Annotated in this window: 19 protein-coding genes and 1 pseudogene; 3 read left to right on the top strand and 17 right to left on the bottom strand. The window is 39.0% G+C overall.

Features of this window, described 5'->3' with window-relative positions:
• Positions 1–423: pseudogene (locus tag Q0037_RS03585) on the top strand (bifunctional metallophosphatase/5'-nucleotidase); the annotation flags it as partial.
• On the opposite strand, the gene Q0037_RS03590 reads toward Q0037_RS03585, so the two are convergent.
• The 7 genes from Q0037_RS03590 to rpsF all read right to left on the bottom strand — a co-directional run bounded on the left by Q0037_RS03590 (position 388) and on the right by rpsF (position 5541).
• Positions 388–1092, bottom strand: coding sequence for a hypothetical protein (locus Q0037_RS03590; protein ID WP_297515577.1), 705 nt, complete (start codon positions 1090–1092; stop codon positions 388–390). The pseudogene Q0037_RS03585 and the gene Q0037_RS03590 sit on opposite strands and share 36 nt — an antisense overlap.
• A gap of 93 nt (positions 1093–1185) precedes the next feature.
• The gene (locus Q0037_RS03595) at positions 1186–1869 is read right to left on the bottom strand and encodes a hypothetical protein (RefSeq protein ID WP_297515580.1); all 684 of its coding nucleotides are present in this window, start codon (positions 1867–1869) and stop codon (positions 1186–1188) included.
• Positions 1859–3856, bottom strand: coding sequence for an NAD-dependent DNA ligase LigA (gene ligA, locus Q0037_RS03600; RefSeq protein ID WP_297515582.1), 1998 nt, complete (start codon positions 3854–3856; stop codon positions 1859–1861). The genes Q0037_RS03595 and ligA overlap by 11 nt, the downstream gene beginning before the upstream one ends.
• Before the next feature lie 49 nt (positions 3857–3905).
• Complete coding sequence (locus Q0037_RS03605) at positions 3906–4382, bottom strand: DUF6495 family protein (RefSeq protein ID WP_297515583.1); 477 nt, start codon at positions 4380–4382, stop codon at positions 3906–3908.
• A 62-nt stretch (positions 4383–4444) separates the two neighbouring features.
• Positions 4445–4885: a 50S ribosomal protein L9 gene (gene rplI / locus Q0037_RS03610; RefSeq protein ID WP_297515585.1), complete on the bottom strand. Its 441-nt coding sequence runs from the start codon at positions 4883–4885 to the stop codon at positions 4445–4447.
• Between the two features lie 15 nt (positions 4886–4900).
• The gene (rpsR, locus tag Q0037_RS03615) at positions 4901–5197 is read right to left on the bottom strand and encodes a 30S ribosomal protein S18 (RefSeq protein WP_297515587.1); all 297 of its coding nucleotides are present in this window, start codon (positions 5195–5197) and stop codon (positions 4901–4903) included.
• A 5-nt stretch (positions 5198–5202) separates the two neighbouring features.
• Positions 5203–5541 carry a 30S ribosomal protein S6 gene (rpsF, locus tag Q0037_RS03620; protein ID WP_073362646.1) on the bottom strand — a complete coding sequence of 113 codons (339 nt, stop codon included), beginning with the start codon at positions 5539–5541 and terminating at the stop codon, positions 5203–5205.
• A 170-nt stretch (positions 5542–5711) separates the two neighbouring features.
• Between rpsF and Q0037_RS03625 the strand changes: the two genes are divergently transcribed.
• Complete coding sequence (locus Q0037_RS03625; protein WP_129462356.1) at positions 5712–6407, top strand: LytTR family DNA-binding domain-containing protein; 696 nt, start codon at positions 5712–5714, stop codon at positions 6405–6407.
• Here Q0037_RS03625 and priA read toward each other — a convergent pair.
• The 5 genes from priA to Q0037_RS03650 are packed head-to-tail and all read right to left on the bottom strand — an operon-like array spanning position 6404 to position 12502.
• Positions 6404–8851, bottom strand: coding sequence for a primosomal protein N' (priA, locus tag Q0037_RS03630; RefSeq protein ID WP_297515595.1), 2448 nt, complete (start codon positions 8849–8851; stop codon positions 6404–6406). The genes Q0037_RS03625 and priA overlap by 4 nt on opposite strands.
• Entirely contained in the window at positions 8852–9280 is a 429-nt protein-coding gene (locus tag Q0037_RS03635) for a DUF2147 domain-containing protein (protein WP_297515598.1), read from the bottom strand.
• On the bottom strand, positions 9277–10224 hold the full coding sequence (locus Q0037_RS03640) for a YihY/virulence factor BrkB family protein (protein WP_297515601.1): 948 nt from the start codon (positions 10222–10224) through the stop codon (positions 9277–9279). The genes Q0037_RS03635 and Q0037_RS03640 overlap by 4 nt, the downstream gene beginning before the upstream one ends.
• Positions 10224–11084, bottom strand: a complete 861-nt coding sequence (gene nadC, locus Q0037_RS03645) for a carboxylating nicotinate-nucleotide diphosphorylase (RefSeq protein ID WP_297515604.1) — start codon at positions 11082–11084, stop codon at positions 10224–10226. Before nadC ends, Q0037_RS03640 begins: the two co-directional genes overlap by 1 nt.
• A gap of 14 nt (positions 11085–11098) precedes the next feature.
• Positions 11099–12502 carry an FAD-linked oxidase C-terminal domain-containing protein gene (locus Q0037_RS03650; RefSeq protein WP_297515606.1) on the bottom strand — a complete coding sequence of 468 codons (1404 nt, stop codon included), beginning with the start codon at positions 12500–12502 and terminating at the stop codon, positions 11099–11101.
• Between the two features lie 284 nt (positions 12503–12786).
• On the opposite strand from Q0037_RS03650, the gene meaB reads away from it, so the two are divergent.
• On the top strand, positions 12787–13869 hold the full coding sequence (gene meaB / locus Q0037_RS03655; protein ID WP_297515622.1) for a methylmalonyl Co-A mutase-associated GTPase MeaB: 1083 nt from the start codon (positions 12787–12789) through the stop codon (positions 13867–13869).
• On the opposite strand, the gene Q0037_RS03660 is transcribed toward meaB, so the two are convergent.
• The 5 genes from Q0037_RS03660 to Q0037_RS03680 all read right to left on the bottom strand — a co-directional run bounded on the left by Q0037_RS03660 (position 13866) and on the right by Q0037_RS03680 (position 18882).
• Positions 13866–15029 (bottom strand): FtsX-like permease family protein, encoded by a 1164-nt coding sequence (locus Q0037_RS03660; protein ID WP_297515609.1) that lies wholly within the window; start codon positions 15027–15029, stop codon positions 13866–13868. The two genes, meaB and Q0037_RS03660, sit on opposite strands and share 4 nt — an antisense overlap.
• Positions 15029–15673, bottom strand: coding sequence for an ATP-binding cassette domain-containing protein (locus Q0037_RS03665; protein WP_297515611.1), 645 nt, complete (start codon positions 15671–15673; stop codon positions 15029–15031). The genes Q0037_RS03660 and Q0037_RS03665 overlap by 1 nt, the downstream gene beginning before the upstream one ends.
• Complete coding sequence (locus Q0037_RS03670) at positions 15666–17135, bottom strand: DUF4836 family protein (protein WP_297515614.1); 1470 nt, start codon at positions 17133–17135, stop codon at positions 15666–15668. The genes Q0037_RS03665 and Q0037_RS03670 overlap by 8 nt, the downstream gene beginning before the upstream one ends.
• 31 nt (positions 17136–17166) lie before the next feature.
• Positions 17167–17391 (bottom strand): hypothetical protein, encoded by a 225-nt coding sequence (locus Q0037_RS03675; protein WP_297515617.1) that lies wholly within the window; start codon positions 17389–17391, stop codon positions 17167–17169.
• A 111-nt stretch (positions 17392–17502) separates the two neighbouring features.
• The gene (locus tag Q0037_RS03680) at positions 17503–18882 is read right to left on the bottom strand and encodes an MATE family efflux transporter (protein WP_297515619.1); all 1380 of its coding nucleotides are present in this window, start codon (positions 18880–18882) and stop codon (positions 17503–17505) included.
• Positions 18883–19098 lie beyond the last annotated feature (216 nt).

Here is a 19098-nt window from a genome sequence, read left to right on the forward strand (position 1 = left end):
GGTGTAAAGATTGGTATTTTTGGATTAGGCATTGCTTTACAAGGTCTTGTCGATGTACGCAACAGTAAAGAAACAAAGTACTTGGATCCTGTGGAAATTGCATCGGATACAGCCCGAGTGCTACGTGATGAAAAAAAATGTGACCTGGTCATTTGCCTCTCCCATTTAGGATTTAAGTATAACGATGATGCTTCAAAAATTTGTGATGTTCTTTTGGCGCAAAAAACAGAAAACATCGACTTAATCATCGGGGGACATACCCACACTTTTTTGGACAAACCGATTGTTGAGTTGAATCGTGCTGGGAAAAAAGTTTTGATTAATCAAGTTGGATGCTACGGACTGAATTTAGGGCGTATCGATTTTTACCTTACCAACAATAAACAGTTAGCGTCGAAAGGTACTTCGATTGAAATTGGGTGATTCAGCGGCTAACGCAAAACGATAAAAAGCATAAAATCCTAATACATTCAACAACATAGCCAAGGGACGCATTATTTGTGAATGAACCTCGGCTAAGTAGTACTTTTCGATATAAATTACCAATTGCAAACCCAAAAATAACAAGATACTGATTAAAAGAAGTGAATGTACTTGGTTATCGTCCATCACATATACTGAAATGGCTAATCCCCCAAAAACAGCGGCAATAATATTGTGAAAAAACACCATAGCTACAGCGTTATCTGGCACATCATTGGCGGCAAATAAATAAAAAAAGATAAATGCAAGAGGAAGCGTCGCCAGTAAAAAGGCAAGCCAGTATTTAATTTTTACATGATTCAAAATAAAATACAAAAGAAACAATCGGTGTATGGTAAAACAAATGATGCCATAAAATAAACTTTCGATCGTGTTGGGAATAAACATAAGGTTGGTTAACGCGGAAAACACCATTATCCCTACAAAAATATAGCTTCTTTGCTTTGAAATCCAAAAGTACATCCCCATCAAAATCAGAGGAATCAAGGGCTTTGTAACGTATATAAGTGGTAAAATTCGAAAATACTCCCCCACCAATTCAAAGCCCCCGTTAATGAAATAGAGCAATGTAAATCCTGTTATTAATTGATGTGAAAATTTTGAATTCATAGTTTAAAGTTAATGTATTTTTTATAATAAATCTCTTAAGGATTAATTTTTAATGAAATCGCTGAAATAAAAACACTTTGATTTAAATAAAAATCATGATTCTTTAACTTTATATTTTGGATAATTCAAAATAAATAGAACTAATGATAAGTAAGATAAATAATGACATAATTGATGTATAAGATCTAAAATGTCCAATTGAATTTTAATGGTGTAAAGTACATAAAACACTTGTGAAACTAGTATCGAAATAGAAGTTAGTAATAAATATAAATTGGAAAACTTCATAGAAGAAAGACCATTGTATGCTGTCAGCACATTCATTACTAGTAACGTAAGTCCAAAGATAGCAATGGCAAAAAAAAGAAATCCTGTTTCATCCCAAAAAAAACTAACAACTGTCACCCACAAATAACCCAGCAGTAAGAGAATTAAAAGCAATGAAACAACATTAATAGCATCCCAATAAAAGCGCTTACATTCTAGGAAAGCTAAACGAATAATGACAAGATTACCTACAAAAAAGGGTACCAATAAATAAAATATTTCATGCTCAAAGTTAAAAAGTGCAATTGCATCCCCAATAAAACAGGATATTAAGAAAAGGGTGACACTCCTAGAAACTTTTTTAGTATTCCCTAAATAATAAAATGTAAGTGAAGGTATGATTAAAGGTTTGCATAACAATAATATCCCGTTCCATTCCAATGCACGGGAAACAGTAGCCATGATTGAAAAAAAAATAAAAAAAGCTAAAGCTATTTTATCAATTTTCATGTAAAAACGTTAAATAATCATCTTCAGAAATGATCGGAACTCCTAATTGATTTGCTTTTTCCAATTTTGCGGGCCCCATATTGGCTCCAGCAATAACATAATCGGTTTTGGCCGAAATGGAACTTCCCACTTTACCGCCATTATCTTCAATGGATTGTTTCAACTCATCACGGTTAAATTTTTCAAAAACGCCCGAAACTACAAAGGTTTTACCCAATAACTTTTGAGTGGCGTTGGGATTAAATTGCTCTACTACAGCAAACTGAATCCCAAATTGTTTCAATCGTTGAATGATACGTTGGTTATTGGTATTATCAAAAAACTCAATGACGCTTTGGGCAATTCGTTCACCAATTTCATCCACCAACATCAAATCGAGTAACGACGCGGTTTGTAGTGCTTCGATGGATTTATAATGACGCGCCAACTTTTTGGCAATAGTTTCCCCCACATACCGAATTCCTAAAGCAAATAAAACCCGTTCGAAGGGAACTTCTTTCGACTTTTCAATGCCTAGAGTTAGATTTTCCGAACTTTTCTGAGCCATACGTTCCAGTCGAATAACCTGATCTACTGTCAATTCATACAAATCGGAATAATCCTGCACCAACCCATTAGCGTACAACAAAGCTACAGTCTCACCACCCAATCCCTCAATATCCATGGCTTTTCGAGAAATATAATGTTCAATGCGGCCAATTATTTGAGGCGGACATCCGTAGTAATTGGGACAGTAGTGCTGGGCTTCCCCTTCTTTACGAATCAATTCGGTTTGGCACTCGGGACAATGGGTAATGTATTCCACCGGATGCAATGCAGGGCCTCGTTGGGCTACGCCAATGATTTTGGGTATGATTTCACCTCCTTTTTCCACAAAAACATGATCCCCAATACGCACATCCAACTTCTCTATTTGATCAGCATTGTGTAAAGAAGCTCGTTTGACAATGGTCCCTGCCAACTGTACGGGTTCGAGATTGGCCACTGGAGTTATCGCTCCCGTTCGACCAACTTGGTAAGTGATTGAATTCAAGAAGGTTGTAACTTGTTCCGATTTGAATTTATACGCTATGGCCCAACGTGGGGCTTTTGCCGTAAAACCCAACTCCTCTTGAAGGTGTAAATCGTTAACTTTAATAACGACACCATCGGTTTCATAGGGTAACTCATGACGGTGCACATCCCAATACTCGATAAATTCAAAAACCTCTTGTAAATTTTGGGTTAATTTGGATTGATTAGGCACTTTAAAACCCCATTGTCTCGCCGCTTGAAGTCCGTCGAACTGGGTTTGAAATGGGAGATTATTTCCCACAATATTGTACAACAAACAATCGAGAGGACGATGCGCGACTTCGCTACTGTCTTGTAACTTTAAACTACCCGAAGCGGTATTTCTCGGATTGGAATAGGGAGTTTCGCCTTTCTCAAGTAATTCTTGGTTCATTTTTTCAAATCCATCTAGCGGCAGAATAATTTCCCCACGGATGTAAAACTTAGGTGGAAAATTACCTTTGAGTTTTAATGGTACCGATTTGATTGTTTTGATGTTGGCGGTAACTTCATCGCCTTGAAATCCATCGCCACGGGTAACGGCGCGAACTAAGGATCCGTTTTCATAAGTGATACTGATAGAAGCACCGTCGTATTTTAATTCGCAAGTGTAGTGCACAGGAATAGCACCCAACATTTTTTGAATGCGATTCTCCCAATCAATCAAATCCTCACGTGAGTACGAATTATCAAGCGAATACATACGCGATTCATGGACAATCGTTTCAAAGTTTTTGGTAACCATCCCTCCTACGCGTTGGGTAGGAGAATTAGGGTCAAAAAATTCGGGAAATTGATTTTCAAGCGCTTGGAGCTCTTTCAGTAATTGGTCAAACTCATAATCTGATATCGTGGGTTGGTCCAACACGTAATAGTGGTAATTGTGTTGATCTAAAGTTTCACGTAACTGAAAAATACGTTGCGCAGGCTCCATAAATACTGTTTTTTTTCAGGACTAATGTAGCCATTTTTTGGAAAATAGCTTAGGATTGATTTAGGATTTCATACAACTGACCATACAATTGACCTTCACTTAGAATTGCACCTTGGGTAATCAATTCAAACAAAGCTAGATTGCGATCGCCGTCGTATTTTTTCATACCCGTATGGATTTCAACTTCGGGAGTAAAAAGGTGTTGTGATAACCACGTTAATCCTTCTTTTTGTAAAAAATCAACGCCTTGAACATTGGTTTTGATGATGATGGAATGCATGGAGGTCTCTTGGCAATGGAACAAAAAAATGTGCTGGGGAGAAAAATGCTCCAAATAGGAAGCCTTGTCCAATACCCCTTCCCAGATTAAATCGGAAAACACATCGAGTTCTTGCTCCGCCACTTCGGGCTTTTGAGCTTTCAATTCGTCCCATTCCTTTTTGTCAATGGATTGTGAGGCCAAGAAATTCGTAAATTCTGAATGCAACGCTTCAAATTGCTCTTTGGTCAGTCGTTTGTATTTCATGAGGGTAAGGTCAAAAAAAATCCCGTCCAAAAGAACGGGATTGTATAATAACGTAGTTTAAATTATTGCTCAGCAACGATTTCGTAAGCCAAATCAACAATCACTGAACGGTGTAAACGAACGCTAGCCGAATATTTTCCTGTACGCTTAACCGTACCGCTAGTGATAAATTTACGATCAATTGAGTGACCTGCTTTTTCTAATGCTTCAGCGATATCGATGTTGGTTACCGAACCAAACAATTTATCGCCGCCCGCTTTTGCTGTAATTTTAATATCTAATGCTTTTAAAGCTTCAGCCAAGGCTTGTGCGTCAGCAACAACTTTAGCTTCTTTGTGTGCTTTTTGCTTTAAGTTTTCAGCCAATACTTTTTTAGCCGAAGGAGTAGCCAACGTAGCCAATCCTTGAGGAATTAGGAAGTTGCGACCGTAACCGGGTTTCACACTTACGATATCGTCTTTAAAACCTAAATTCTGAACGTCTTGTTTTAAAATGAGTTCCATAATCTTTTCTCCTTATTATTTTAATAAATCTGCAACGTAAGGCATTAAAGCCAAGTGACGCGCTCTTTTGATAGCTACAGAAACTTTTCTTTGGTATTTTAAAGAAGTTCCAGTCAAACGACGTGGTAAAATTTTACCTTGCTCGTTTACAAACTTTAATAAGAAGTCTGGATCTTTGTAATCAATATACTTGATTCCAGATTTTTTGAAACGACAATATTTTTTTGTTTTGTTGGTTTCAATGTTCAAAGGCGTAAGATATCTAATATCTCCGTCTTTTTTTCCTTTTGCTGATTGTTCGATTGTTGACATGATCCTTACGCTTTAGATTTTAATTTTTCTCTTCTTCGTTCTGCCCAAGAAATAGCGTGTTTGTCTAACGCTACTGTCAAGAAACGCATCACGCGCTCATCGCGACGGAATTCCGTTTCAAATTGGATTAACACTTCTGGAGAAGCTTGGAATTCAAATAAATGGTAAAAACCACTTTTCTTGTGTTGGATTTCGTAAGCTAATTTTTTTAAGCCCCAATCCTCTTTTGACACCATTTTAGAACCCTTGGAAGTAAGAAAATCCTCGAACTTGCTTACTGTTTCCTTTACCTGAACTTCAGATAAAACGGGATTTAAAATGAAAACAGTTTCATAATGTTTCATAATAGAAATAATTAAAAAATTCAAATTGGGCGCGAAGTTACTAAAAATATTTTACCGAACAACATAAAATTAAAAATATTCGCTAAAGTGCAAAAAAAGCCGATAAAAATTAGGTTATTTAATTTTAACCTTATACTTTAGCGTCACCAAATCTATAACAACACTAAATTATGAAGTTAAATTGTGTAGTAGTTGACGACAGTTCATTACAACGAATGGTGATTGCAAAGTTAGTAAATAATCATCCAAATTTACATTTAGTAGGTGATTTTTCTAATGCAATTGAAGCGAAGAACTGCATGACCGTACATACCGTGGATTTAATCTTCCTGGATGTAGAGATGCCTGTTATTAGTGGTTTTGATTTTATTGACGGTTTAAAAGTAAAGCCGCAAGTTATTTTCATTACCTCAAAAGCGGAATATGCACTCAAGGCGTTCGATTATGACGCTACAGATTATCTACAAAAGCCTATCGTTTTAGAACGTTTTAACGCCTCTGTAAAGCGTGCTCTAGAACAACACATGTTACGCCGTGAAAACCATGAAGAAGAAGGTGAACACATCTTCATTAAGAGTAATCTTAAAAAACTCAAGGTATACACGAACAAAATCAAGTGGATTGAGGCCTATGGTGATTACGTAAAAGTTGTAACCGAAGAAGACACCAACTTGGTACTTTCGACGATGAAATCATTTGAAAAAGATCTTTCTAAAGAAAAATTCATTCGCGTACACAAGTCGTATATTATTAATATAGACAAAGTAGAGCGCTTCAACAGTAAATACGCCGAAATCGGAGTTACAAAAATACCGTTGAGTCGCAACAAAAAAGATGATTTAATCAAGGCTTTGGCTATCGCTTAGTAGTAATCCACATTTACCGTAACTTTTATCGTTCGGTATTGTGCTACCGTATCAAAACTATCCAAAAGGCGTTGGATAGTTTTTTTTATGCCCGTTACCGACTGATTGGCCGGTGTTTTGATCAAAATCGTACGTAAATATTCATTGCGAATTTTGTTGATCGCAGGTTCTTCGGGACCCAAAACAGGACTGTCAATTTGTTGTTTCAACCCTTGAAACAACCATAAACTCCCCTCCTTTAATTTCCCAAAATCACGGTGTTTGAGTGTAAGGCGAATCAAGCGATAATAGGGTGGATATTTGTAAATTTGACGGTCATACAATTGCTCTTTGAACATTTCTGTATAACTATGATGCGTCACTTGTTGAATCGTATTGTGCAATGGATTATACGTTTGAATAATCACTTTGCCCTGCTTTTCCGACCGACCGGCACGCCCTGCAACCTGAGTCAGCAACTGAAAGCTACGTTCAAATGCTCTGAAATCGGGATAATACAGTAAATTATCCGCATTAATAATTCCGACAAGCGATACATTATCAAAGTCCAAGCCTTTAGCCAGCATTTGAGTACCTACTAAAATGTCAATTTCCCTATTCTTAAAACTGTCGATTAACTTTTCGAAACTGTATTTTCCCCGCGTCGTATCTTGATCCATTCGCTTGATGTTGCTTTGAGGGAAAATTTGAGCCAAATCCATCTCAATTTGCTCTGTTCCAATTCCTTTAGTTATCAAATCGGTGCTCGAACAAGCATGGCAATGGGAGGGTTTGGCAATCGCATAGCCACAATAGTGACAGCGCAACTGGTTTTTGAACTTATGATATGTTAAACTTACATTGCAATTGGTACATTGCGGAATATGTCCACACGTCATACACTCCATAACCGGCGCAAATCCACGGCGGTTTTGAAACAAAATTACTTGTTCGCCCATCGCTAAAGCTTCAGCTATAGCGTCAAGCATTACGACACTGAAATGCCCTTTCATTTGTTTTTTGAAATAAGCCTCTTTTAAATCGACCAATTGCACTTCAGGGAGTGGTGTTTTCCCAAATCGTTCCGAAAGATTCACTACCCCGTATTTTCCAATTTTCACATTATAATACGTTTCAATACTCGGGGTAGCCGATCCTAAAAGTGTATTTGCGCCATGAGCTTGCGCTAAAACAATCGCTGCATCACGGGCATGATAGCGAGGCGCAGGATCTTGTTGCTTGAACGTTTGTTCATGCTCTTCATCGACCAAAACTAGCCCTAAATTGGAAAAGGGTAAAAACAAAGCCGAACGCGCTCCGATTACAATTTGCGCCGTTGGATTTTGTTGTAAAACATTATACCAAACCTCAACACGCTCGTTGTTAGAATATTTAGAATGAAACACGCTGACTGTATTCCCAAAATAACGTGTTAACCGTTGTACTAATTGGGTGGTTAAGGCAATTTCGGGCAACAAATAAAGGACTTGCTTTCCGGTTTGTATCGTTGCCTCAATCATTTTTATATAGAGCTCCGTTTTTCCCGATCCCGTTACGCCATGCAGAAGAACTACGGGGTTGGTTTTGAAAGCTAGGCGCAACGCATCGTATGCTTCTTGTTGGGCTACACTTAAGGTGATGGCATAGGGTTGAAATGCCCCCGAAAAGTCTACCCGATCCTCTTGCAATAAATAGGTTTCAAAAACTCCTTTAGCTATTAGTGCATTTATAACTGCGTCACTTGCGCCAGATTTCTCTTTCAATTGCTTTACGGAAATTGGCTTTTGACTTTCGGCTTGGCATTGAAAATACCCCAAAACAGCCTCTTTTTGACGCGAACTTTTTAAACAATCTAATAAGTCAACCAACTGGTTTTCTTCGGTATAGGCATTAGACAATCGCACATACTTCACCCATTTGGGCTTGTAGGTATGCTGCACTTCTTCATGCAAAGCAAGCACCCCTTTTTGCAACAAGGACTGCACGACAGGGTATGCGTTTTTGCGATTTAAAATTGAAGAAGCCAATTGCATCGTCAAGGAAGACTGGTGTTGCAATGCCTCATAAATCATATACTCGTCGTCGGTCAAAGAACTATTATCTACTTGCGCCTCTGGTCGAAAATGAAGTTGCGTTTCACTTTCCAAAATAAATGCAGCGGGCAGCGCTCCACGATATACCTCGCCCAGTGAACACATATAATACGAGGCAATCCACTGCCAATGGTTCAACTGAAGCGCATTGACCAAAGGCGACTCATCCAAAATATGGTCAATCGATTTGGCCTCATACAATTGGGGTGGCGTTTGATGCACATGATGGACCAAAGCCGTATACATTTTCCGTTTTCCAAAGGGAACCACAACACGCATTCCGGGTTGTAAATAATGGTATTCGGCCTCGGTCACCGCATAGGTAAAGGTTCGAGGTAAGGCTAACGGTAAAATGACTTCGGCAAAAAACACCTAGCTTTTCTTAACTTTTATCCAATATTGTGTACGTCCCAAAAGCGAAAAACCAACATAACCACGCACTTTGAGCTTATCATTTCCGTCAAGTGAGATCGTGCATTTGTAAACTTTACCCGTTTTGGGATCGGTAATGGTGCCTCCGGTAAATTCATCATCGTCTTTCTTCAACCCTTTGATTATAATTAATCCTTCGACAGGCTTGTTTTTGTCAGCACCCTCGCATAGATCGCATTTTTTATTTTTAGCGGCGGGGTCGAGTACCTCAATAATGCGACCATAAATTTTTCCGTTTTGTTCATAGATTTCAACGATACTTTTCTCTTTACCCGTAGCATCGTCAATGGTTTTCCATTTTCCTAAAATGGTCTGCGAATAGAGGGACGTAGTTAGGAACAATCCCAACAAAATAAGACTTTTTTTCATAGCGTTTCTTTGTTTTGTTTTTTTAATTCTTCTCTATATTTCAATGTATTAATGGTTCCATTCAATTCAAACCCCAACAATAAGATGGCACTGTTGACCCAAATATAAAACATCACGACTAAAAGTGTACCAATCGATCCGTATAACTCATTGTATTTAGAAAACTTGACCACCCAAATCCCAAAAAGGTACGACGTACCGATAATCAACAGGGTCGTAAACACGGAACCAATGGAGATAAATGAACGTCGTTTGTCGCGTTTGATACCATATTTAAATAAGATGGAAGTAGTGAGCAAAATCATTAGAATTACAAATGCATACCGTCCCATTTGAATGAGGGGAATATCTTCGGAAAGTACGTCTTGTATTTTAATTTTTTGGATAAAAATTTCAAAAACGATAATGGCAGCCACAGTGATTAACAATAAAAGCGATAACAACATGGAAATACCCAAGGCTACCAAATATTGACGAATAAATTTTCGTTTAATTCGAACATGCGAGGAAGATTCAAATCCGATGAGAATAGCATTTACCCCATTGGTCATCAGAAAAACAGACATGAAAAAACCAATGGACAGCAAACCTGAATGGGAATGATGTAAAATATCGTCCACGATTTTGGAAATGGCTTCAAAAGTAGTGGGTGGAACGCTTTCCTGCACAAATTCCATAAAATCAGTTTGAAATCCTTCTATGGGAATGAAAGGGATTAGGTTGAAAATGAATAACGCAAAAGGGAAAAGCGCCATAAAAAAGCTGAACGCAATCGAGGCAGCGCGATTGGAAACGGCATTTTCGAAAATACCCCTGATGTAAAAGGCAATCAATTCATAGAAGGACAATCCATAAAGCCAAGGCAACGTAATCCGATCCAACAATTGGATAAGCTGACGGATGATTGGGATTTTATGAATGAACTCCTCTGTGCGTTGTGTCATTACTCGATGGCTTTTAAACTCAAATCCATATTATACACTGAATGGGTAAGCGCGCCCGAGGAAATATAATTCACCCCACTAGCAGCGTATTCGCATATGGTTTTTTCATTGATATTTCCTGATGATTCCGTTTGACAGCGATTCCCAATTAGCGCCACCGCTTTTCGGGTATCTTCAAAATTAAAATTATCGATAAGAATGCGATGAATCCCCTCGGATTGAAGAATTTCTTCAATTTCAGCTAAATTTCGAGCTTCAACAATAATCTTCAAATCGCGCTGTGTTTCGGCCAAATAGGCTTTTGTTTTTTGAATGGCCGCTGTGATTCCGCCTGCAAAGTCGTTGTGATTGTCTTTCAACATAATCATATCATACAAGGCAAATCGATGGTTCTCCCCTCCTCCTATTTTTACAGCCCATTTTTCACACGCTCGAAATCCTGGGGTGGTTTTGCGGGTATCCAAAATTTTAGTTCCCGTTCCTTGCAATAAATCTACATACTGTCTTGTTTTTGTGGCAATAGCACTCATGCGTTGCATGGCATTCAATACCAATCGTTCTGCTTTTAAAATGGATTGCGATCGCCCTGACACATGGAAAACAACATCGCCAAAGTGAACACGCGTGCCATCGGCGATGAACACATCCACCTGCATGTCAGGATCGACATACTGAAAAACCTTTTGGGCAAAAGCTACACCCGCAATTACGCCTTCATCTTTTACCAACAATTTGGCTTTTCCTAGGGCATTAGCGGGAATACAAGCGAGCGAACTATGATCGCCATCACCCACATCTTCCCGAATGGCATTGGCAATAATGGTTTGTATTTCGTATTCAAATTGATCTTCTGAAATCATTTTTTATCTAAAAATTATAAATGGTCGGGGAAAATTTTTCCAGGATTTAAAATGTTATTGGGGTCAAATACATGTTTAATTCGTTCCATCAATTCCAAATGCACTTTAGAAAACGCAATATCCATATAATTCTTTTGCACCAATCCAATACCATGCTCTCCCGATAGTGTTCCTTTTAAACGAACCGTCAGCTCAAATATTTCACGAATCCCTTTGGGCACCTCATTTGTCCAATGCGCATCTGATAAATCACCTTTAAGAATATTGATGTGGAGATTTCCATCACCTGCATGTCCGTAGCATACCGATTTAAATCCGTATTTGTCTCCTATTTTTTTCACCCCTGTCAACAATTCGGGCAACATGTAGCGGGGCACTACGGTGTCTTCTTCTTTGTAAACTGAATTGGCTTTAACGGCTTCGGCAACTGAACGTCGCATCTTCCAGAGGGCTTTCTTTTGATCTTCGGTATCGGCGAACCATATTTCATCAATAGTAAATTGTTCCACCACATGCATAATTTTCTCTGCCTCTTGCATCAACACTTCGGGATAATTTCCGTCAACTTCTATCAACAAATGGGCTTGAACAGCATCGGGGACTGTCACTGAAATCCCTTCCACATAGCGTAAAGCAAAATCAATCGCATCGCGTTCCATAAACTCCAAAGCACTGGGCACAATCCCTGCTCGGAATAGTGCTGAAACGGCTTCACAAGCTTCCTCCGCTTTAAAAAACGGCACCAACATAAGAATATTATGGGTGTTTTGAGGAATCAACTTCAATACAATTTTTGTGATGATGCCCAGAGTTCCTTCGCTTCCCACCATTAATTGTGTCAAATTGTAACCCGTTGAATTTTTCAAAGTATTGGCTCCGGTCCAAATAATTTCTCCATTGGGCAATACCACTTCTAAATTTAACACATAATCTTTTGTCACCCCGTATTTTACAGCGCGGGCTCCTCCTGAATTTTCGGCCACATTTCCCCCTATGAAACAGCTCCCCATACTACTCGGGTCGACGGGATAGAACAGTCCTTTTTCGGCCACTGCTTCGCGCAACACCTGAGTGATTACGGCGGGTTCAACCGTGACTTGTAAATTTTGCTCGTCAATTTCAATAATCGAATTCAATCGCTCCATCGACAACCCGATACCTTCATAAACGCATAAGGCACCTCCACTTAAACCCGTGCGTGCACCAATAGGAGTTACAGGCATTTTATACGTATTGGCTACCTTAATGAGCTCAGCAATCTCTTGTGTCGAACCGGGTTTTACCACTACATTGGGAGGAAACACCAAATCTTCCGTTTCGTCATGTCCGTAGTGCTTCAATACTTCGGGGTCGATGGAAATATAGGAAGGCCCGACAATCGCTTCAAGACGGACTAAAAGTTCTGGAGAAATAGCCATTTTATTTTCAGTATAGTTTGCGTAAAAATAAAGTTTTGTTCCCAAAAAAGGAAGCTTTCGGCCTATTAAATCAGTAATCTGTACCACAAATATACCGTTAACCATGAAATTGGAAATTCAATGCAGAACATACTCCTTTTTTACACCAACTAAATACAGTAGCAAAAGCTTGAATGAAAATACAATTTAATGGTTTAGTAGATTCCTTTTTAAACCCTAAATTTGATGTGGTAACCCATGTTGAAATTAATATCTTTACGAAAACTTTTGTTGTGACAAAACAAATGGGTAAAAAATCGGCTTTACAAGAAAAGAAAGGGATTCCTCCCCCTCCTATTGTCAATGCAAAAGCGTTGCAACAGGTAGTTTCCAAACGCCGCATACTACCCACAGCCTCCGATTTAATTCAAGGCATACGTCAAGGAGATATCACGGCATTGAGTCGGGCGATTACCCTTATTGAAAGTACACAACCCCAACATCTTGAAAAAGCCAATTGCGTAATCAATGGGTGTCTTCCTTTTGCCAATCATTCCTTGCGTATTGGAATCACTGGAGTTCCTGGCGTAGGAAAAAGCACATTTATTGAAGCGTTGGGAATGCACCTCACTGGACTGGGGAAAAAAGTTGCCGTATTGGCCGTTGATCCCAGCAGTATGGTATCGCACGGTAGTATTTTGGGAGACAAAACCCGAATGGAAGAATTGGTTAAAGCACCAAATGCATACATTCGTCCCAGTGCAGCGGGCGATAGTTTGGGTGGCGTAGCCCGAAAAACAAGGGAAACCATTATTTTATGTGAAGCGGCTGGATTTGATACCATTATCATTGAAACGGTGGGTGTCGGACAAAGCGAAACTGCGGTTCATAGCATGGTGGACTTTTTTTTACTTTTAAAAATTGCGGGAGCCGGTGATGAACTTCAAGGCATCAAACGCGGCATCATGGAGATGGCGGATGCGATTGTAATCAATAAAGCCGATGGAGATAATGTTGCCAAAGCGAAATTAGCCAAAACCGAATTTCAAAGGGCTTTGCATCTTTTTCCACCCAAAAAAAGCGGCTGGACACCACTTGTGAGTACATGCAGTGCTTTTGAAAAAAAAGGCATTGATACGGTATGGGAAACCATTGTAGCTTATCAAAAGATGGCTCAAGATAATGGGTATTTTGAAACCAAACGCAGTGCCCAGAATGAATATTGGATGCTGGAAACCATACAGGAACATTTGAAATCCACCTTTTTTACCCATCCTAAAGTATTGGCAGCACTTGACCATTATAAAGAAACCGTTTCAAATCATCAAATGTCACCTTTCGCAGCGGCCCATGCGTTACTGGAACTTGCGAAAATGCCCAACGATTAAGTAATTAAACGCCAAGACCGTAATAACCAACGGTAAATAAGCTGAAATACGACCGCATACATTACAAAAGGAATCACAAGAGCAATAACTCCCAACCAAGGATCGAGATACGGTGAAAGCATGCCTTGACTTAGGGAAAGTTTTGACAGTGAATATTGTGCTACAGCAAGAATTCCTAACGTAAATAGCAATATAGCCAACAGCATTCGGCTAAATCGGAAACTAATTTGTTGCACCATTTTTTTGGGAGAATAGCCCAAAGTATATTTGATGGAAACTTCTTCCCGACGCTCCAAAAAGGCCATTTTAATGTAATTTATTACCAACACGACACTCAACAACAGAATAAAAACGCCGAGTAAAGCGATGGCTTGCAACACCAACATGATTTTCCCTTTAATCTTGGCCGAACGCAGCGATTCTTGATTGGATTCGTATCCTTTTTGCTCCATTTTGGCAATCAATCCGCCATCTTTTGCATCGTTGACTTTTACCAAAACACGGGTATAAATATCGCGATGTTTTTGTGAAAAAGATTGGGTAGCATTAAGGGAATCCAAAAAAGCTTTGGGCACTAAAACCGAGTGAATGCGATCACTGAGTCCGATCAACCTCCCTTTATACGTTACATTTTTGTCTTTTAGGGTCAAATTGATATTGACTTCAATTTTTTTGGCAAAATCCTCTGTAATTTGAGGCAAGCCTTGATTGAGCGCAAATCCGTAGTTGTACAAATTCAAATATTCCCTTGAGATAACAATGGGAATGACGTTGTTTTCAACTTTAAACGTTGACAAATCGGGAATATCGATTGCCTCATTATCAACGGCTTCCAGGTACATGTCGGTGTAAAACGGAATGAAATTACCGCCATCCGCTGAGACTTTGAAATCATTGGAAATGATGGGAAACACTTGCTTTACTTCACTCCATTTTCGCAATTCGGCCAAATCATTGGCATTGAAACCGATTAATTCTTTACGTCCGATATTATCAGGAGTAATCGTTTTGGATAAGGTAATCCAATAATTAGATGCCTCGTTTTTGGTCCCAAAAAGCGCATTGGCATTGCTATACAATTGAACACACCCTAACACGAGTAAAAATGCAAGTAAAAGTCCTGGGATAACCCAAACCGATTTGGAAACAGATTGATTCATTAGAGCTGTAAAACGTTACATTGGTGAGGGAATGCAAAAGCATTCAGTTCAAAGAAAAGGACTGCAGATTGGTGGGAAAGCGCCACTTCAATAATCAAATCATAGGCTGCTTTCCGGTTGGCGGCGTCCAAATGACTAAAACATTCGTCATATACCAAAAAATCGGCGGGATGAATCAAACTCCGTAAGATGGCTCCCCGTTGCCGCTCTCCATAAGAACATTGCGCGGCCTTTTGATCGAGTACTTTAGCGATACCCAAGCGTTGGGCATAGGCTTCCAACAGGTGTTTGGTTGCAGCATCAGCCTTGCCAAACGTTCGCATCAATACATTTTCGCGTATGGTTTGATCAGGAATAAGGCGTACATCTTGAAAAAGCAGTTGAATTCCTTTTTGACGAAAACGCACCAATTCCTCCAAAGATAAATTTTGGAGGATTTGGCCATCGTATGTTATCGTTCCTTCATACTGAAAATGATTCCCGAAAAGCGCTGTGGCTAAGGTAGATTTCCCACTCCCAGAAGGGGCAACAATTAAGTATGGGTTGCCTTTTTCAAAGGTAATTTCTTGTTTCCAAAGCGAAGATTCCGCCAATTTAGGGGAGAAATAAACGGGGAAAACTGCATGTAATCCGAGTTTATTCATACCCCATGAAGTAATGAATCGCGTTTTCTTTGTTCTTATCTAATGTAATTTTTATTTCTGAGGTAAAAGCTCCATCGGTCACTTTGGCAGCGGAAACAATTTCTTTGATATTGGCGCGCATGTTGGTATAACGCAAACCTTCATTGATTTGCGAGCCATCCATCCACGAGATACTGTTCAACCCTGATTCTTTATTCAACTTGGTATTGTTGACGACTTTATTCTTTTTAATACCTTCCAATTTGGCAGGTTCTGTAGCAACTACCATCATCGAATTGGTCATGAGAACGGCACCTTGACTTTGAATCATAGGCATCATTTTGGTATTGATAAAATCCATCATCTTTTTACCTTTTGCTTTATCGATTCCCAGGGCAAGTAGCATATTTTGTTTGGGATACACCCCATATTGCATATTGTCTTCGCTGTAATTTTGGAAGAACTTAAAGTTGGCATACGCAAAATCCCCCGTAAATGCATTCATGACATCATCTAGGGTTAACTCTTGAGAAGCCAACATGTTATTAGCTGCCGACTCCAAGCCTGCTTCTTTGACCATATAACGCACCAAATCCATACTGAAGAATCCTATTCCATAGCCCGAAGTGTCATCCAATTCTATGTTTTTTACCATATCATAGTTGACTCCTTTTCCTTGGTAATATTTTTCAACCACCTTACGCATTTCGTCATTAAAATGCGTTTGCGATGCCATAACAATCTCCCCTTTTTCAAAACGTACCGAAACTGCTAAAGCTGCGTTTAAGAGCAATTTATTGACCGCCAAGGACTCGATATATCCTTTGGAAGCCGTATTAATCACACCATGCAGATTTACCCAAAGACTCATATCGGTGTCTTCGGTAAGTGCCATTTTTATTTGCTCTTGTATGGATTCGTTTTCGGTTGCCTTCCGTGCTCGGAAATCGGCGTAATATTTCTCATCCGTTTCTTGGTAATTTTGACCGTAATTGTTGTTATAGTTGGTAAATTTTGACAAAATAAGTACATCATCATCTAGTGTTCCGATCAATTCGCTACCGGCATAAACCGTTTTTTTGGTGGCATCTACTTTGACTTCTTTACGGGTGAGTTTTGAAAACTTTTGTTCAAAAATTTTGACATCATCCAAACTCATGATGATAGAAACCGCCATGTCGTTATTCACATTATCAACCATCATATACATGGGTTCGTCCATATTGATTCCTGCACTTTCACCATTCATGAGGAGTTGAAAAGCTTCTTTCTCACTCTCGGACATATTTTGCATCTTAGGGTCTTTGGCGATTTCCTCTTTGGGAAGTTTACCATCGAGTTCGTTTAAATTGATCCTTGAAACAGCCAAGGTTTTGTCTGTCACATATTTCAATACTACTTCATTGGAATCGCTTCCACATGAAATCATTACGGTGCTTACCAAGCAAAGCAATAGTAAGGCTTTAAGATTCTTCTTGATCATAATTTAGGTTGGATTATAGATAAAAAATTGTTTATTCAAAATCTTCCATTTCAGCATCGTAGAATTCACCAGCTTGTTGGATTAAGGCTTCCATTTCGGCCTCCAATTCAGCCTGGTCTTCATCATCGACATCATCAAATATTTCGACCTCATCGTTGGCCAAATTAATAATGAATCGAGGATAATCTAAATGAATAACGAAAAGATCGTCGGGAAACTGAGCGTTATCAGCCAGTACAAATTTTGGGAGATTCATGAAAAAAATAGTTAAAAAAGATGATAAAACAAAAGGCTAATTTGCGACTAAATTTGGCTTCAAAATCTAAAAATCAACACCTTGAAGAATAGGGCAATGTAGCGATGTATATTAATTTACTGTATTTTGGATTAATTTCTTGGTTAAATAATGAAAGCGAATATACAAAAAAAATGCAGCAAATGTCAACCCTGCCAATAATCCTATCCAAACCCCAACTGCACCCAAAGGGGTATACTTACCGAGGTAAAACGATAATGGGAATCCAATTATCCAGTAGGCTATAAAGGTAATATACATCGGTATTTTCACATCTTGGAGTCCCCGAAGTGCCCCCAAAACCACTACTTGTATGCCGTCGGAAGTTTGAAAAAAAGCAGCGACAATTAATAAATTAGAGGCTATCGTTAGCACTTCCATGGTATTTGACAATTCCACAGTGTTGTCAACATCGAGAAATAGTTGAGGCAAATAGGCATGAAAGACAATGAAAAAAAGAGCAAAAACGATTTCAACCAAAACCGTAAGTAAAAAAACGGAACGGGCAACGCGCACTAAACCTCTGTAATCTTGCATTCCTTTGAAGTTGCCCACACGAATCATTGAAACCACACTAAGCCCCATAGCAAACATGAAAGTCAGCGACGCCAAACTCAACGCGATTTGATTGGCCGCTTGACTGGTTTTTCCAATCGTTCCGCATAACCAAATCGCCGCAGTAAACAAAACCACTTCAAACAACATTTGCAACGCGGAGGGAATTCCTAAATTAACTATTTGTTTGGCCACTCTTAACTGTAAATTTTTCCAATGGAATTTTGAAAAATACACGCATAGTTGCGGTTGACGATAAAGCAAAACGTGCATAAATACTAACATCGCTATTCGAGATAAAACGGTACCTAAAGCAGCCCCTTGTATGCCCATCTTAGGAATAATCCACCAGCCGTAAATAAAAATATAATTGAGTACGATGTGCACCACATTGGCCAATAAAATGGCATACATAGAATATTTGGTCAAGGATAATCCATCGGCAAACTGCTTGTAAGCCTGATACATTATCAAAGGTACCAATGAAAAAGCCACCTGTATCAAAAAAGGTTCGGCGAGCACTAACACTTCCTCGGGCTGTCCCAATAGTTTAAGTAATGGTAGGGACAACACCACCAACCCGAATAAAATCCAGCCCAAAAGGGTACATAAAATCCAACCGTGCTGAAAATAGGTACGAATTTGTTGGGTATCGCTCGAGGCATCCGCTTGCGCAATCAGAGGAGTCAAAGCGGTTGAAAACCCAATTCCCAAGGACATTGCTACAAAAATGAGACTGTTACCCAGCGATACCGCGGCCAATTCCGTACTTCCCAATCGACCTACCATAATATTATCAACGATACCAATTAAAGTATGTCCCACCATACCCAAAATCACAGGATAAGCCAATTGTATATTATAGGTAAACTCTTTACGGTACGACTGCCAAGACATCTTTATCAAATAAGGAACAAAGGTAGACCCCTTTTTTGGGCTATGCAAAAAGAATTCGTAATTGAACCGTTATATTTATGTAATATTATTCTTACAATTATTGATTTTAACCCGTTAAAACTCGATGAAATGCACTTTTGTAAGGTTATTCGTCGATTTTCGTCGCTATTTGTAAGCATTATATTACCTTAATTGTAATTTAGTATAGCCAAATCA

This window comes from Flavobacterium sp. (assembly GCF_027482425.1).
In the GTDB taxonomy this organism is placed as follows: domain Bacteria; phylum Bacteroidota; class Bacteroidia; order Flavobacteriales; family Flavobacteriaceae; genus Flavobacterium.

Coding starts and splice junctions, on each gene's coding strand:
- Q0037_RS03590 (WP_297515577.1), bottom strand. CDS start 1,092: ATGAATTCAAAATTTTCACATCAATTAATAACAGGATTTACATTGCTC.
- Q0037_RS03595 (WP_297515580.1), bottom strand. CDS start 1,869: ATGAAAATTGATAAAATAGCTTTAGCTTTTTTTATTTTTTTTTCAATC.
- ligA (WP_297515582.1), bottom strand. CDS start 3,856: ATGGAGCCTGCGCAACGTATTTTTCAGTTACGTGAAACTTTAGATCAA.
- Q0037_RS03605 (WP_297515583.1), bottom strand. CDS start 4,382: ATGAAATACAAACGACTGACCAAAGAGCAATTTGAAGCGTTGCATTCA.
- rplI (WP_297515585.1), bottom strand. CDS start 4,885: ATGGAACTCATTTTAAAACAAGACGTTCAGAATTTAGGTTTTAAAGAC.
- rpsR (WP_297515587.1), bottom strand. CDS start 5,197: ATGTCAACAATCGAACAATCAGCAAAAGGAAAAAAAGACGGAGATATT.
- rpsF (WP_073362646.1), bottom strand. CDS start 5,541: ATGAAACATTATGAAACTGTTTTCATTTTAAATCCCGTTTTATCTGAA.
- Q0037_RS03625 (WP_129462356.1), top strand. CDS start 5,712: ATGAAGTTAAATTGTGTAGTAGTTGACGACAGTTCATTACAACGAATG.
- Q0037_RS03635 (WP_297515598.1), bottom strand. CDS start 9,280: ATGAAAAAAAGTCTTATTTTGTTGGGATTGTTCCTAACTACGTCCCTC.
- Q0037_RS03640 (WP_297515601.1), bottom strand. CDS start 10,224: ATGACACAACGCACAGAGGAGTTCATTCATAAAATCCCAATCATCCGT.
- nadC (WP_297515604.1), bottom strand. CDS start 11,084: ATGATTTCAGAAGATCAATTTGAATACGAAATACAAACCATTATTGCC.
- Q0037_RS03650 (WP_297515606.1), bottom strand. CDS start 12,502: ATGGCTATTTCTCCAGAACTTTTAGTCCGTCTTGAAGCGATTGTCGGG.
- meaB (WP_297515622.1), top strand. CDS start 12,787: ATGGGTAAAAAATCGGCTTTACAAGAAAAGAAAGGGATTCCTCCCCCT.
- Q0037_RS03660 (WP_297515609.1), bottom strand. CDS start 15,029: ATGAATCAATCTGTTTCCAAATCGGTTTGGGTTATCCCAGGACTTTTA.
- Q0037_RS03665 (WP_297515611.1), bottom strand. CDS start 15,673: ATGAATAAACTCGGATTACATGCAGTTTTCCCCGTTTATTTCTCCCCT.
- Q0037_RS03670 (WP_297515614.1), bottom strand. CDS start 17,135: ATGATCAAGAAGAATCTTAAAGCCTTACTATTGCTTTGCTTGGTAAGC.
- Q0037_RS03675 (WP_297515617.1), bottom strand. CDS start 17,391: ATGAATCTCCCAAAATTTGTACTGGCTGATAACGCTCAGTTTCCCGAC.
- Q0037_RS03680 (WP_297515619.1), bottom strand. CDS start 18,882: ATGTCTTGGCAGTCGTACCGTAAAGAGTTTACCTATAATATACAATTG.